Origin of the sequence: Mannheimia varigena (assembly GCF_013377235.1) — a bacterium.
GTDB classification, from domain to species: Bacteria; Pseudomonadota; Gammaproteobacteria; order Enterobacterales; family Pasteurellaceae; genus Mannheimia; species Mannheimia varigena.
Window position 1 is genome coordinate 793,830 of record NZ_CP016226.1, and the last position, 14,625, is coordinate 808,454.

Below are 14,625 nucleotides of genomic sequence, written 5' to 3' on the forward strand. Positions count from 1 at the left end.
GGGCGAATATCCGCCCTTTATTTTTACCCTGCTACCGCCATTCCAACGGTCATATGTAATCCATAAAACACGGTTCTGCCAATCATTTCAGCCAATAGCACTATTATAAGTGCCATTCCTAAAAGCATTGTATTTTTACCCTTAAATAATAAAATACCTGCTAAACCTAATAGACATAATCGAACTACGTGCATAATTGCATAATCTGGCACCAAATCGACCGCTTGTGCTGCCGAACTATGGATTTGGCTTAATCCAAAACCTTGATCAAGCACCACAATAGCAGCTAGAAATATGGCGATAACATATAGCCAAGGATAATAGCAGAACGAGTATTCTCGATGAGGATTAGAGTGTAATAGAACGTAAGCTAATGCACTACCGCCAATTATCACCGTTAAGTAAAACTGCCACGAGGTAAATACGGTATTCCACGTTGGTACGGTGCTAATATGATAAAGATTGTTCATCATATACATAAAAATCAAGCCCACACAAGCGGTCAAAATTAACCAAATTTTTGCAAATCCTGTTGGCATTTTATTTAACACCGCTAATAACCAATATAAACCAGCTAAAGCAAAGAAAGCTGCCCCACTGGCAATTTCATTACTGAGCATTGACTCACCAATACGATTTAGGCTGTTAAATGCTCGCAGAGGAGAGCCTAAATGTAGTGCAGATGCCACAAAACCGAGAGCTAATAAAACAAGCGGAATAAACATCACTTTATGAATATACGAGTGGCTCTGCTCCGAATTATTGCGACATAGCACAAAACTCAATAATAGCCAGCAGCCAACTGCGGATTGTGCAAGTACAGTAAAAACAATTAAAGGTAATTCGTGTAGTCCGTTCATATTACACCTCTCTTGGATTGGCTAAAAAGCCTGTTTTATCGCCACTTGAGCGTGCATTTTTATTCGGTTTCACCACCAAATTCGGCTTGGTAAACTCAGCAGATGGCAATGGTGCAATAGAGGCTTGATTGCCATATTTTTCACGCAACTCTTTAATTGGGGCAAAATCTAATGCACGTAGCGGACAAGCATCTACGCAAATTGGCTTACTTCCATCTTTCACTCGTGAATAACAGCCATCGCATTTCGTCATTAGCCCTTTTTTCACATCAAATTGCGGAGCATTGTAAGGACAAGCCATACTACAGTAGCGGCAGCCAATACATCTTTCCTCATCAACAATGACAAATCCATCAGCATTTTTGTGCATAGCTCCAGTTGGACACACTTTACTACAAGCTGCATCATCACAATGGTTACAGGAAATCGACATATAATAGGTAAAAATATCTTGATTCCAGCAACCATTTCCATCTTGTATCCAATTACCACCTGCATATTCATAAATTCGGCGAAAATTCACCTCTGTTCCTAAATCTTTGTAATCCTTACAAGCTAACTCACAAGTTTTACAGCCGGTACAACGTTCAGAATCAAAATAAAAACCATATTGTTCCATAGCTCACCTCTATAATTTTGCAACTTGGACTAAGTTAGAATGTTGTGGATTACCTTTGGCTAAAGGTGATGGACGCTGGGTAGTCAGCACATTGACACAACCACCATGATCGATACCTTTATTATCCGGTGCATACCAACCACCTTCACTTAATGCCACAACTCCCGGCATAATACGAGGAGTCACTTTGGCATTAATATGCACTTCACCACGATCATTAAAAATTTTCAGCATATCGCCATTTTTAATGCCTCTAGGCTCTGCATCAATTGGGTTAATCCAAACCTCTTGTGGCGTAGCTGCTTTCAGCACATCAACATTGCCATAGGTAGAGTGTGTTCGGGCTTTATAGTGGAAACCACACATTTGTAGAGGGTATTTTTCCATTAGTGGATCACCATAATGCTCGAAACTATCAACGTGAATCGGTAATGGATGAATAACCTCGTCTTTGTCTAACTCCCAAGTTTTCGCAATTTCTGCTAAACGTTCAGAATAAATTTCAATCTTACCTGACGGTGTAGCTAGTGGATTTGCATCTGGGTTTTCACGGAAATTTTTATAGGCGATATAGAAACCGTTAGGATCAACTTTTTTGAAGATCCCTTGTTTTCTAAATTCTTCAAAGCTAGGCAATTCAGGTAGCTGAGCTCGGGATTGTTCATAAATATGACGCAACCACTCTTCTTGTGTACGACCTTCAGTAAATTTCTCTTTCACCCCTAATTTTTCTGACAAATCACTCAACATATCGTAGATATTGCGGCATTCAAATGGCGGCTTCACTACTTGGTCAGCAAAAATGAGGTAATTCATATTCGAAGTAAACGCATCTAAACAGAAATCCATTTGCTCTGATGTCGTACAATCAGGAAGCAAAATATCACTGTATTTTGCGGTTGATGTCATATGGTTATCAATGGTAATAATCAACTCACATTTAGAATCATCTTGTAGAATTTCGTGAGTTCGATTAATTTCTGCGTGCTGATTAATTAAGCAATTACTAGCATAATTCCAAATAACCTTAATTGGTGCGGTTAAACGCTCTACGCCGCGAATACCATCTGTCTTATCCGTCATTTCTGTTGCACGGAAAATCGCATCTGTCCAGAGGAACATTGGAATACTGGCTTTTACCGGATTGGTTAATGTTGGCATACGCACAAAAGGTACGCCATAAGAGCTTTCACGAGCTCCTGTATTACCGCCACTAATCCCCACATTTCCAGTTAATATCGGCAACATTGCAATAGCACGAGAAAGAATTTCGCCATTACTACGGCGTTGCGGTCCCCAACCTTGTGAAATACAAGCCGGTTTTGTAGAGCCAATCTCACGAGCTAATTTCACGATACGATCAGCTGGGATACCTGTGATTTTAGCCGCCCATTCCGGGGTTTTTGCAATACCGTCTTCCCCTTGCCCCAAAATATGGGCTTTATAATGACTATTTTTCGGAGCTGAGGCTGGTAATGTTTTTTCATCATAACCAACACAATATTTATCAAGGAAAGGATGATCAACTAAATCTTCGGTAATCAATACATAAGCGAAGGCAGAAACTAACGCGGCATCAGTCCCTGGTCGAATTGGAATCCACTCATCTTCTTTACCCAGCCCTGTATCCGTATAGCGAGGATCGATAATAATTAATTTCGCATTAGATTTTGCTTTGGCCTGCTGAATACAGTAAGTTAAACCACCACCACTCATTCGAGTTTCGGCTGGATTATTCCCAAATAGCACAATCAATTTGGAATTTTCCATATCAGCCATTCCATTACCTAATGCCCAACCACCGCCGTAAGTATAATCTAAGCCCACTGCAATTTGTGCCGTACTATAATCGCCATAGTGATTTAAATAACCGCCAATACAGTTCATTAAACGAGCAACTAATGTTGAACCTGGTGGCCAAGATTTTGTTATTGTGCCACCTAGAGTCCCTGTACCATAATTTAGATAGATGCTTTCATTGCCATATTTGGCAATATTTTTCTTTAAAGAATCTGCAATGATTGTTAAGGCTTCGTCCCAAGTAATTCGCTCAAACTTACCTTCGCCACGCTTGCCAACACGCTTCATCGGATATTTTAATCGGTCAGGATTGTACACACGGCGACGCATTGAACGTCCACGCAAACAGGCTCGAACTTGATGATCGAGATTGTAGGTTTCAGTTCCTGTATTATCAGTTTCAACATAGGTAATACGTTCATCTTTAACATGCATGCGTAATGCACAACGGCTACCGCAATTTACTGTACAAGCACTCCAAACGACTTTTTCATCACTTGTATTTTGAACAGGAATAGATTCAGCTTTAGCTGAGAAAGGAAGAGATAGACCAGATGCCGCCGCTAGGCTTGTTGCAGAGGCAGTTTTCAGAAAATGACGACGATTTAAGTTAAAATCACTCATATAATTTCCCCCACGAAAATTAAGTAAATTAACTTTAACTCAAAAGAAGTACCCCTGACTTGACTTACATCAAAAAACGAATAAAATCAACAACTTACTAATGATAAGTGTTTTTATTTCCTAATTTAAACCCAAATAAAATGTTAAAGGCTACACACTGTGTAGCCTTTCTTCTCTAAAATCACTCGCTTTCCAGCACTTCTTTTAGCACTTGCATTCCGTGAGCAATTTGTTCATCAGAAATGATGAGCGGTGGGAGCAAACGTAGCTTGCTTTTCGCCGTTAAAAACAGCACACCTTTAGCGATACATTTTGCCACGATATCAGAAGCTAACACGCCATCTTCAAATTCCACACCAAGCATTAAACCTAGACCTGAAACCGATTTCACTTTTGGAAGAGCGGCAAGTGTTGCTTGTAGCGATTGCCCTTTTCGTTGCACTTCCGCCAAGAAATCAGCGTTGATTTTATCCACTACCACATTCGCCCCTGCGCAAGCCACAGGATTGCCGCCAAAGGTTGATCCGTGGTCGCTTTTGCCGAGGGTATTTTCCACTTTTTCACCGAGTAGGAACGAGCCAATCGGCAAGCCACCGCCTAAGCCTTTCGCCAAACTCACGATGTCGGGCTGCAAGCCGAATTGTTGGTAAGAGAACATTGTGCCGGTTCGCCCAATGCCGGTTTGCACTTCGTCAATAATAAAGACGATATCTTTTTCGTGGCAGAGGGCTTGCACCGCTTGCAAGTAGTCGTTATCAAGCGAGCAAACGCCGCCTTCGCCTTGCACCACTTCAACCAAAATACCGCACACATCATTGGTGTTTAAACGAGTTTTGAGAGCCTCAATTTCGTTCGCTGGCACATATTCAAAACCGTCCGTGAAAGGGTGGAAATGTTGGTGGAATACCTCTTGCCCTGTTGCGGCAAGGGTGGAAATCGTGCGTCCGTGGAAAGAGTTCACTAAAGTTAAAATGGTTGAACGCCCTGCTCCGTATTTATCGTGGCTATATTTACGAGCCGTTTTCACCGCTCCTTCATTCGCTTCCGCCCCTGAATTGCAAAAAAATGCCCGTTTTAAACCGCTTGCTGCCACCAATTTTTTTGCAAGTTGGCTTGAGGGTTCGGTGAAGAACAGATTTGAGGTGTGTTGCAATTTTCCGGCTTGGTTCACAACTGCTTGTAGCCAATCGTCATCTGCCCAGCCAAGGCTATTCACGCCAATGCCGCTGGTGAAATCCAAATAGCGGTTGCCTTCAAAATCCCACACCTCGCAGCCTTTGCCGTGCGACAGGGCAAGGTCAAATCTGCCGTAAGTTTGGGCGATGTAATCTTTATCTAACTGTTTGATGTTGTTCGAAGTTGTCATTTTTTATCCTATTGCTTATAAAATCGAGTGCCGTTTTTGCCGCCGAACAGCTCCACTAAAATAGCGTGGTCAATGCGTCCGTCAATAATGTTCGCTTCAATGCCGCCGGCGTTGATGAAATCGGTGCAGCAGGCAATTTTCGGGATCATTCCGCCAGCAATAATGCCTTGGTCGATCAACCCCTGTACTTCACTCACTTCCACTTCTGGAATCAGCGTACTTTCATCAAAGCGATCTCGCAATAATCCTGCGATGTCGGTCATTGAAACTAATTTCGCTGCATTTAAGGCAATCGCAATTTCACTCGCTGCCGTATCTGCGTTGATGTTGTACGCTTGTCCGTTTTCATCAACGCCCACGGTTGAAATCACTGGAATCAAGCCTGCGTTTAGGGCAATGTCAATCACTTGCGGATTCACGTTTACAATATCACCTACGAAGCCGTAATCTACCTCGCCTTCGAGTTTTTTGCACTGCAACATAGCCCCGTCAATGCCACACAAGCCGATGCCTTTACCTTTAAGCAATGCTACCAAACTTTTGTTCACCTTACCTGCCAGCATTTGAAGCACAACGTTGATGGTGTCGCTATCCGTCACACGCAAACCGTTGATAAATTGCGGCTCTTTACCAAGCAATTTCACCCCTTGCGAAATTTCCGGCCCACCGCCGTGCACTAGCACCACTTTCACGCCTAGTCGGTTTAACAGCAAAATATCTGCCATTACCGATTTCTTCAGTTCCTCGTTGATCATTGCATTACCGCCGTATTTCACCACAATGATTTTATCTTGCCACTTGGCAAGACAAGCGGTGGATTTTTCTAATAAATTTGCGAATTGGTTGATTTCTTGTAGTTGCATATTTTTCTCACTATCTAGTTCCTCTCTTTAGAAAAGAGGGGAGTTGATGATTAAACTTCTAACCCCGAGGTTTCCTCTCTCCCCAACATTATATTCATACACTGCACCGCTGCTCCTGATGCTCCTTTGCCTAAATTATCAAAACGAGCAGCAAGTAAAATTTGGCTTTCATTGCCGTAGACAAAAATCTCAAGGCTGTCCTTTCCTGAATAGGCATTGGCGGCGAGCATTCCATCTTCAGGCAGAGTTTGGAATGGGTGAACGGTGATCAAGTTGCGGTTTTGGTAATAATCAGCGAATAGATTTGCAATTTCTTCGCCAGATTTGACCGCTTGTAACGCTACAATCGGCAGTGGCACAGTAACCAACATTCCGCTGTAGAAATCTGCCACCACGGGGGTGAAAATCGGCGGATTTTGCATTTGGGTGAGGGCTTGCATTTCAGGCAAATGTTTGTGTTTTAAAGCTAAGCCGTAAACACGAGGAGCATTAAATTCTTCTGCTCTTTCTGCATTTTCATAATTGGCGATCATCGCTTTTCCGCCTCCTGAATAGCCGGTTAGTGAATGGCAACTGAGGGGATAATCCGCCGGCAAAACACCATTTTCCACCAAGGGGCGAACCAAGGCGATATAACCCGTGGCGTGGCAGCCCGGCACGGCGACACGCTTGGCTTGTTGGATCTTCTCTCGTTGTCCGCTTAATTCGGCAAAGCCATAAATCCAATCAGGATTCACTCGATGAGCGGTGGAAGTATCGCAAATACGGGCATTTTTTGGGGCATTTGCTACTAATTCTTTCGAAGCATCGTCAGGCAAGCAGAGGAAAGTTAAATCAGCCTCTGCCACTTTTTGTACTCGGGCATTCAGATCTTTTCGTAGTTCGTCAGGCAAAGTCAAAAGTTCAATATCTTCTGCTGCACTCAAACGTTCGTGAATGCGTAGCCCTGTTGTGCCAACTGCCCCATCAACAAAAATTTTGTATTTGCTCATTAAAAATCCTTCTATCTGTCGCTTGTATTAGGTCGTAGTCTAAGGTTATTTCCGGCTAAACTCAAGTTTATTTTTGAATATAAATTCACTAAAATTGAGTTTTTATTCACTTAAGAATAACAAAAAACCCTAACGTTAGCATTGTTAGGGTTTTGCAAAAAATTTTAGAAATATGACCGCTTATTGTTTGTCGCCAATCAGTACTGACTCTAACGCAATTTCAATCATTTCATTGAAAGTTAATTGACGCTCTTCCGAGCTGGTTTGCTCGCCTGTACGAATATGGTCTGAAACGGTACAAATCGCTAATGCTTTCGCACCATATTCCGCTGCTACCGCATAAATACCCGCAGCTTCCATTTCCACACCTAAAATGCCGTATTTTTCCATCACATCAAACATTTTAACATCTGGGCTATAGAATAAGTCTGCTGAGAATAAATTCCCTACTCGAACATTCACGCCTTTTTGTTGTGCCGCTTGATATGCGGCTAATGTCATTTCAAAGTCTGAAATGGCGGCAAAATCATTATCACGGAAGCGAATACGATTTACTTTAGAATCCGTACAAGCACCTGAACCAATGATAACATCACGAATGCGAACATCGCTACGCACTGCACCACAAGAGCCGACACGAATAATTTTTTTCACACCATATTCCGTAATTAACTCTTTAGCATAAATCGAACAAGATGGAATACCCATACCGTGTCCCATCACAGAAATGCGACGACCTTTATAAGTACCGGTGTAACCTAACATATTGCGTACATTAGTTACTTCCTTAACATCTTCTAAAAAGGTTTCAGCAATATATTTTGCACGAAGCGGATCGCCCGGCATTAATACAACGTCTGCAAAAGCACCTTCAGGTGCGTTAATGTGTGGAGTTGCCATTTTATTTTCCTCTTATGATGAATAATTAATAACCTTGAACAGCTTGTTGCTGCTCGCCTTTTAATGTTGCTAACAGATTACCTAATAGACTTGATGCACCAAAACGGAAATGTGAGCAATTAACCCAATCCGAGCCTAAAATGGAACGAGCTAAAGCTAGATATTCCGCTGCCTCTTCGCTGGTTTTTACCCCACCGGCGGCTTTAAAGCCTACGGTTTCCGCCACGCCTAAATCACGAATTGTTTCAAGCATAATGCGAGCCGATTCAAGCGTTGCATTTACTGCCACTTTACCTGTGGAAGTTTTGATGAAATCTGCCCCGGCACGAATTGAAATTTCACTTGCTTTACGAATGAGTTCTTCTGATTTTAACTCGCCCGTTTCAATAATCACTTTAAGTAAAACATTCTTCTCTTGGCATACCGCTTTAGCCTGTTTAACTAATTCAAAACCAATCTGTTCATTACCTGCAATTAACGCTTTATAAGGGAATACTACATCAACCTCATCTGCTCCATAAGCCACCGCAGCTTTGGTTTCGGCAATGGCAATATCAATATCATCATTACCGTGTGGGAAGTTAGTAACAGTCGCAATTTTTACTTGCTCAATGCCTTTTGCTTTCAAGGTTTTACGTGCAATCGGTACAAAGCGAGGATAAACACATACTGCTGCCGGTGTACCAAAATCGGTTTTAGCCTGCTCACACAGTGCGATAACTTTTTCGTCTGTATCATTGTCATTTAATGTAGTGAGATCCATTAAAGAAAGTGCAATCTCAGCTGAATTTTTTAGACTCATACGATTCTCCTTTTTAATTAAATGAATGATTCAGTAAATTTTTATAAAAATCTGACCGCTTGTAAATAGACAAATTTCAAGCAACCGTTTACGCTAGATAAAAAAATATAAAACCACTATTTCTAGTGGTTTTATTCATTATTCAGATTATAAAACTGCACCGCCTAAGCCGATAAATAAGCCTGCAATAGTCGCACTCATTAAGTTCGCCAGTGAACCTGCAATTACGGCTTTAATGCCAAGTCGAGCAATATCGCCACGGCGATTTGGAGCCATTGCACCGATACCACCGATTAAAATAGCAATAGAACTGAAGTTAGCGAAACCACAAAGTGCAAAAGTAATAATTGCGATGGTTTTATCGCTTAACTGAATGGCTGATTCAGGTGCTAAATATTTTGCAAACTCTAAGTAGCCTACAAATTCATTAACCGCTAATTTTAGACCAATCATCTGCCCTGCAATTTCAGCTTCTTCCCAAGGAACGCCAATTACCCAAGCAAGTGGTTTGAATATCCAGCCAAAAATTTGACCTAAGTTTAATGAGTCATAGCCGAACCAGCCACCAATACCACCTAAAATACCATTCACTAAGGCAATTAACGCTACGAAAGCAATCAACATCGCCCCTACGTTTAAGGCTAGTTGCATACCTGATGACGCACCTGAAGCAGCCGCATCAAGAATATTAGCCGGTTTTTCTAAATCAACTGCCTCTAACTCATCACGGAACGTTTCTGTTTGTGGCACCATAATTTTCGCAAATAATAAACCTGCCGGAGCTGCCATAAATGATGCTGCAATTAAGTAGGTTAAAGGCACACCCATTCCTGCATAACCTGCCATTACTGAGCCTGCAATAGAAGCTAACCCCCCCGACATAATCGCAAAGAGTTCAGATTCAGTCATTTTGCTGATAAAGGGTTTTACCACAAGTGGAGCTTCGGTTTGACCAACGAAAATATTCGCCGCCGCAGACATAGATTCTGCTTTAGATGTGCCAAGAGCTTTTTGCAATAAACCACCTAAAATACGGATTACCCATTGCATTACCCCGATGTAATAAAGCAATGAAATAAGTGCCGAGAAGAAAATAATCACAGGAAGCACACGAAAAGCAAAGATGAAGCCACTGCCACCAAAGACTTCAAACATTTTGTCGCTGACTAAGCCACCAAATAGGAATGAAATACCTTCATTACCATAAGAAATAACTTTAGAAACACCGCTTGCCATTGCATTTAACGCATCACGACCTGCTGGCACATAAAGTACCAATGCCGCAATCGCAATTTGCAATGCCAATGCTCCTAACACTGTACGCACATTTATTGAACGTTTATTGCTCGAAAATAAAAATGCGATAAATAGTAAAACAATAATGCCTAAAAGGCTATTAAGCGTACCCATAAGACCTCTAATAAAATGAAGTTAAAAAAGTGGCGATACTATACCTATTTTTGCGTAAAAAATCTTGTAAAAAATGCAATTATCTATAATTGAAATCGGTAAAATATATATTATTGTGTTTTACAAGCGGTATAATTTCAGCTATTTTTTTACAATGCTTTAAATTCAAGGGTTATAGGAGAGCAAATATGCAAAACATTCGTGAAATTTATTTAGCTGGGGGCTGTTTCTGGGGCGTTGAATCTTTTATGCAGCGCATTAAAGGCGTGATTAAAGCTCAATCTGGCTACGCCAACGGCAGCACAGACAACCCAAGTTATCAAGACGTGTGCGCCGGTAGCGGACATGCTGAGGTGGTAAAAGTCACTTACGATGCTAACCAAATCAGCCTTGCAAAATTATTGGATTACTTCTTTAAAGTGATTGATCCAGTAAGCATTAACCAACAAGGTGGTGACATCGGCATTCAATACCGCACTGGGATTTATTATGTCGATCCGCAAGATGAGCCGGTAATCAGCCAAGCCCTTGCCGAGTTACAAACTCAGTTCGACAAACCACTTGCGGTTGAAAACGAAATGCTGGAGCAATATTTCCCTGCCGAAGAATATCATCAGGAATATTTAGTCAAAAACCCAACGGGTTATTGCCATATTGATATTCAATTGATGAATGAGATTTTGAAAAATCAATAATAAAAAACCACAGAGTAACATCTGTGGTTTTCTTTCTATTTCCTCAACAGCCCATACACCGCTTTCAAGGCGGAAAGTGGTAACAAGCGTGGTACGGCTCGCATTAGGAAAACGGCTAAACCTGAAATCGGGTCGTGGATTTTACACTGGTTTTTCAATTTATATAAACGCCATTCTGCTTCGGCTTGAGCCATTCCACGGCGTCTGCCGACCATTCCGTTGCCTACTCGGGCGTAAACCAGCACCTCAGGTAAATTTGCTACTTGCTTGAATTGAGCAATCAGCTTAATCCACAAGTAGTAATCCTCTTGTAAATCTTGATAGCCGCCTACTTCCAGCACTTTGGATTTTTGATACGCCACAGTCATATGGTTGAACGGGCAACGCAAGCGGGTAAATTTCACAATCTTTTCCGCCGTTGTCGGCACGTTGCGATACGCCACGATATCTTCAATATTCTGTCCAAATTCAGCAATTTGCCCGCCGAAAATCACCACATCAGGATTTTGCTCAATAAACGCCACTTGCTTTTCAAAGCGTTCTGGCAAGCAAATATCGTCCGTATCCATACGGAAAACCCATTCGTTTGAACAATAGGTTAAGCCTTCATTTAGTGTTTTACCCAAACCTCGATTTTGCGGGAATTTCACTGCTTTTATCGGCAAAATAGCAGCGTATTCGTCCACAATAGCTTCAAGTTCCGGCGTGACCGCTCCGTCAAAACAGAGCACGATTTCATCGGCTTGGCGAGTTTGGGCTTTGAGGCTGTCAAAACATTCTCTTAAATATTGCGGCTGTTCTTTAATGTATAACGACATTAAAACAGAAAATTTCATTAAATAAACCTTTTTAAATTAATCGCCAATTTCGGCGAAATTAAAATCGCAGCGGCAATAATTAGCTGTTTAATATTTTTTGTCTGTTTGAACATCTCAAAATAATAGCCTGCCGCCTTGCGAGATAAATTCATAATATGCGGATAACTTAAAATATAAAGTGAATTTAATTTAAAATTATTCGCTTGCTCAGGGGTTTGAATATAAGTTTGTTGAATATATTCAATCGCTTTTTCAGTATTTGTAGTATCGGTTGAAACGCTGGAACGCTTGGTGTGGAATGTACAATACGTTAAAGCGGCATCAATATAAAGTGGCTCAAAACTCGATTCTTCCAACAGCTTCAGCAAGAAATCGTAATCTTCCAGCGAACGCAAGCGGTCAGATAATCCGCCAATTTTGCAAAATAGCTCTTTTTTCAAGCCAATCATCGGCATTCCACCAATTTTATTCGCTCTGAGGATATTTTCTTTCGTGAGCTCGCTTTTCTGTTTAAAGGGCGTAGTCACATAGCTAAAGCCTTCGTTTACCATTTCGCATTTTGCCGGGTGGTAAATGAAATTTGCGGTTGGATTTTGGACAATCTCGGTCGCTAATCGCTCACATTTTTCCGGCATAAAACGATCATCATCATCTAAAAACAGCAGCCATTCTCGGCTGGCACTATTCGCTCCGACATTTCGGCTTTGTGCAGCCCCAACATTTGGATTGTTACGAATAACTTTAACCTCAAAAGGATAATCTTCATTAACAGTAACAGGCGTTTTGGAGCAGTCATCAACGATCACCACTTCAAAATTATAAACCGTTTGCTGTTTTAAACTTTCCAGTAGAGCCTTAATTTCTTCACTACGATTATAAGATGGCACGATAATACTAAACATTTTTTGCCTCTTTGTTTTTGCAAAATAATATTAAATTCCGACCGCTTGTTCCAAATAAAGATAAAAACATTAATAAAACAAACATAATCCCCGGATAAGCAAAGGTGTCAGCTTTAATATTTAAAATAGCGAAAATACCCAATGTGGAAAGCGTGAAAATCCAACTACCATCAAACCAATTTATCGCCACTTTTCGCACAAAATAAGCAGTAAATGCAAAACAGACGAACATATAGGATAAACCACCGTATAACACCTGGCGAATATAGCCGGAATCAGAGCCGCCATAATAACCGCCTTTTTCAGTGTAATATAATCCGTCCCCAGAAATAAACTGACTAAGGGTTGGAATAAATAAATGGTTTTTTACTAAATTATCAGTGGAAGAACTTACCTTTCCTGTGCCGGATAATAAATTAATTACAGGTTCTAATGCGTGCTCTACATAACGATTTTCCGGAAATACAATCGCTAAAAATAGAATTAATGCAGTAAAAGCAATTAATGGCAAGATATATTTCCATTTAAAATAAATTGCAATACTGATTACTGAAATAAGCAAAAAGGTTCTACCTGAAATCAAACCAACACATAAAATCAAAAATAAAAACCACTCATTGACTGAGTCTGTTTTTTTATTATAAGCCAATAAAAAATGCAGCAGCATTAAATAAAAAATACTTAATTGGAAAAAAGCTGATGAGGTAATATTGTATAAACGATACTCTTGCTCTGAGCCGAAAAAGCGAGGCATCATTGCATTACTGGATAACAGAAAATCCACCATCAACGGCACACCTAATAATGCTGCTACGCCACAAATCCATTGAATGCTAATGCCTATTTTAAGATCTCGTACAAACAAAGATCGACCATTTTCCTTGCGATAGAAAATATTATAAACCGCAATACCGAAAAGAAATAAAATCAGCATTTTGACATACATTGCCAATACACCGATTTCCTTTGTCCCGTTAATTAATAACGGAATAACGCTAAAACCAATTAATGCAAAAATCGCAATCAGACTATCTTTCGGAATAATAATCCCGTTAGATTTCCCTCTGATAACTTGGATTGCTAAATAAGCACACGCCAATAACCCAACCACAAATGCCATTCGCAAAAAGTGGAAGAACCAAGGGTCATAAATATAAAATAGATTAAACAGTGCAGACATTACACACCTATTATAAATTTGAAGAAAGATTACGTTTAATTGCTAATAATTTTTTCAGAGGATATTTCATCACTTTTTTGAATAAATTATTATTAAGCGAACCTCGTAAGTCTTCTAAATTACTGATTAAAGTGGGATTTTCAATCGCCATTAATGGACGAACAATTAATATATCGAATTTAAACTGATTGCCGAATAAAATAAAATCATCAGCCAACCAGTAAGGGCGATCCATTTTCGCCTGTGTTAAAAACTGATAAGCAGTCGATTTTTTAATTAAATATGCAACTGTGCCGGCAAAATAATTACGATATGGATAAGCATATTTATACTGACTATTCTCGACTTGTTTTTGTAAAAAGCCAAAGGTTGTCGGGTAATTAATTTCTAATTCCATATTATCAAAACTTGGGATTTTGGATTGCCCAACTAAAATAATATCGGCTTTTAAATCTTGAGCTAATAAGCTATCTAAATTTTGTTGAAAATCAGCTGCAAATAAAGCATCGTCTTCGCAAACAAGACAGTAATCTTCATTTGAAATAGAATTATCTTGAGCAATTTTTTGATAAATCGCTAAATGGCTTAATGTACAGCCGACTTCGCCTTTAGTCGTTTTTCGCCCATAATGCTGCTCAAATTTTGCCAAATCAAAACGGGTATTTAAAACCGCCCAATCACTACTCATCGTATTAATGGCATTAAATACTTCAAAATCTGCCGTATTTGATTGAGAAAAGAAAAGTTCACGTCTTTGTACATCTTTCTCTAATGAAATTAAATATTTTTTCATT

Annotated in this window: 14 protein-coding genes; 1 reads left to right on the top strand and 13 read right to left on the bottom strand. The window is 40.2% G+C overall.

Going from position 1 to position 14,625, the window contains the following annotated elements:
- Nucleotides 1–23 precede the first annotated feature (23 nt).
- The 9 genes from A6B40_RS03550 to A6B40_RS03590 all read right to left on the bottom strand — a co-directional run bounded on the left by A6B40_RS03550 (nucleotide 24) and on the right by A6B40_RS03590 (nucleotide 10,236).
- Nucleotides 24–860, bottom strand: a complete 837-nt coding sequence (locus A6B40_RS03550) for a DmsC/YnfH family molybdoenzyme membrane anchor subunit (protein ID WP_176671589.1) — start codon at nucleotides 858–860, stop codon at nucleotides 24–26.
- Between the two features lies 1 nt (nucleotide 861).
- A complete protein-coding gene (locus A6B40_RS03555) occupies nucleotides 862–1,479 on the bottom strand; it encodes a DMSO/selenate family reductase complex B subunit (RefSeq protein WP_176671590.1) in 618 nt (205 codons plus the stop codon).
- Between the two features lie 9 nt (nucleotides 1,480–1,488).
- Entirely contained in the window at nucleotides 1,489–3,903 is a 2,415-nt protein-coding gene (locus tag A6B40_RS03560) for a DmsA/YnfE/YnfF family dimethyl sulfoxide reductase (RefSeq protein ID WP_176671591.1), read from the bottom strand.
- Between the two features lie 181 nt (nucleotides 3,904–4,084).
- Entirely contained in the window at nucleotides 4,085–5,269 is a 1,185-nt protein-coding gene (locus tag A6B40_RS03565; RefSeq protein WP_176671592.1) for an aspartate aminotransferase family protein, read from the bottom strand.
- An 8-nt stretch (nucleotides 5,270–5,277) separates the two neighbouring features.
- Nucleotides 5,278–6,132 (bottom strand): acetylglutamate kinase, encoded by an 855-nt coding sequence (argB, locus tag A6B40_RS03570; protein WP_176671593.1) that lies wholly within the window; start codon nucleotides 6,130–6,132, stop codon nucleotides 5,278–5,280.
- Between the two features lie 50 nt (nucleotides 6,133–6,182).
- A complete protein-coding gene (gene argC / locus A6B40_RS03575) occupies nucleotides 6,183–7,124 on the bottom strand; it encodes an N-acetyl-gamma-glutamyl-phosphate reductase (RefSeq protein ID WP_176671594.1) in 942 nt (313 codons plus the stop codon).
- A gap of 180 nt (nucleotides 7,125–7,304) precedes the next feature.
- On the bottom strand, nucleotides 7,305–8,024 hold the full coding sequence (deoD, locus tag A6B40_RS03580) for a purine-nucleoside phosphorylase (RefSeq protein WP_176671595.1): 720 nt from the start codon (nucleotides 8,022–8,024) through the stop codon (nucleotides 7,305–7,307).
- A gap of 25 nt (nucleotides 8,025–8,049) precedes the next feature.
- A complete protein-coding gene (deoC, locus tag A6B40_RS03585; protein ID WP_176671596.1) occupies nucleotides 8,050–8,826 on the bottom strand; it encodes a deoxyribose-phosphate aldolase in 777 nt (258 codons plus the stop codon).
- A 147-nt stretch (nucleotides 8,827–8,973) separates the two neighbouring features.
- Complete coding sequence (locus A6B40_RS03590) at nucleotides 8,974–10,236, bottom strand: NupC/NupG family nucleoside CNT transporter (protein ID WP_176671597.1); 1,263 nt, start codon at nucleotides 10,234–10,236, stop codon at nucleotides 8,974–8,976.
- A gap of 188 nt (nucleotides 10,237–10,424) precedes the next feature.
- Between A6B40_RS03590 and msrA the strand changes: the two genes are divergently transcribed.
- Nucleotides 10,425–10,931 (top strand): peptide-methionine (S)-S-oxide reductase MsrA, encoded by a 507-nt coding sequence (gene msrA / locus A6B40_RS03595; protein ID WP_176671598.1) that lies wholly within the window; start codon nucleotides 10,425–10,427, stop codon nucleotides 10,929–10,931.
- A 35-nt stretch (nucleotides 10,932–10,966) separates the two neighbouring features.
- Here the strand turns inward: msrA and A6B40_RS03600 are convergent, their stop codons facing one another.
- Genes A6B40_RS03600 through A6B40_RS03615 form a run of 4 tightly spaced genes read right to left on the bottom strand, consistent with a single transcriptional unit; the run spans nucleotide 10,967 to nucleotide 14,624 of the window.
- The gene (locus A6B40_RS03600; protein WP_176671599.1) at nucleotides 10,967–11,767 is read right to left on the bottom strand and encodes a glycosyltransferase family 2 protein; all 801 of its coding nucleotides are present in this window, start codon (nucleotides 11,765–11,767) and stop codon (nucleotides 10,967–10,969) included.
- A complete protein-coding gene (locus tag A6B40_RS03605) occupies nucleotides 11,767–12,651 on the bottom strand; it encodes a glycosyltransferase family 2 protein (protein WP_138317185.1) in 885 nt (294 codons plus the stop codon). The genes A6B40_RS03600 and A6B40_RS03605 overlap by 1 nt, the downstream gene beginning before the upstream one ends.
- Entirely contained in the window at nucleotides 12,644–13,831 is a 1,188-nt protein-coding gene (locus tag A6B40_RS03610; protein WP_176671600.1) for a hypothetical protein, read from the bottom strand. Before A6B40_RS03610 ends, A6B40_RS03605 begins: the two co-directional genes overlap by 8 nt.
- A 10-nt stretch (nucleotides 13,832–13,841) precedes the next feature.
- Entirely contained in the window at nucleotides 13,842–14,624 is a 783-nt protein-coding gene (locus A6B40_RS03615) for a glycosyltransferase family 25 protein (RefSeq protein WP_176671601.1), read from the bottom strand.
- Nucleotide 14,625 lies beyond the last annotated feature (1 nt).

What these genes read in the sequence shown, in the direction of transcription:
- A6B40_RS03590 (WP_176671597.1), bottom strand. Translation starts at nt 10,236, where the DNA reads ATGGGTACGCTTAATAGCCTTTTAGGCATTATTGTTTTACTATTTATC.
- argC (WP_176671594.1), bottom strand. Translation starts at nt 7,124, where the DNA reads ATGAGCAAATACAAAATTTTTGTTGATGGGGCAGTTGGCACAACAGGG.
- deoC (WP_176671596.1), bottom strand. Translation starts at nt 8,826, where the DNA reads ATGAGTCTAAAAAATTCAGCTGAGATTGCACTTTCTTTAATGGATCTC.
- A6B40_RS03615 (WP_176671601.1), bottom strand. Translation starts at nt 14,624, where the DNA reads ATGAAAAAATATTTAATTTCATTAGAGAAAGATGTACAAAGACGTGAA.
- argB (WP_176671593.1), bottom strand. Translation starts at nt 6,132, where the DNA reads ATGCAACTACAAGAAATCAACCAATTCGCAAATTTATTAGAAAAATCC.
- A6B40_RS03565 (WP_176671592.1), bottom strand. Translation starts at nt 5,269, where the DNA reads ATGACAACTTCGAACAACATCAAACAGTTAGATAAAGATTACATCGCC.
- A6B40_RS03560 (WP_176671591.1), bottom strand. Translation starts at nt 3,903, where the DNA reads ATGAGTGATTTTAACTTAAATCGTCGTCATTTTCTGAAAACTGCCTCT.
- A6B40_RS03605 (WP_138317185.1), bottom strand. Translation starts at nt 12,651, where the DNA reads ATGTTTAGTATTATCGTGCCATCTTATAATCGTAGTGAAGAAATTAAG.
- A6B40_RS03600 (WP_176671599.1), bottom strand. Translation starts at nt 11,767, where the DNA reads ATGAAATTTTCTGTTTTAATGTCGTTATACATTAAAGAACAGCCGCAA.
- deoD (WP_176671595.1), bottom strand. Translation starts at nt 8,024, where the DNA reads ATGGCAACTCCACACATTAACGCACCTGAAGGTGCTTTTGCAGACGTT.
- msrA (WP_176671598.1), top strand. Translation starts at nt 10,425, where the DNA reads ATGCAAAACATTCGTGAAATTTATTTAGCTGGGGGCTGTTTCTGGGGC.
- A6B40_RS03555 (WP_176671590.1), bottom strand. Translation starts at nt 1,479, where the DNA reads ATGGAACAATATGGTTTTTATTTTGATTCTGAACGTTGTACCGGCTGT.
- A6B40_RS03610 (WP_176671600.1), bottom strand. Translation starts at nt 13,831, where the DNA reads ATGTCTGCACTGTTTAATCTATTTTATATTTATGACCCTTGGTTCTTC.
- A6B40_RS03550 (WP_176671589.1), bottom strand. Translation starts at nt 860, where the DNA reads ATGAACGGACTACACGAATTACCTTTAATTGTTTTTACTGTACTTGCA.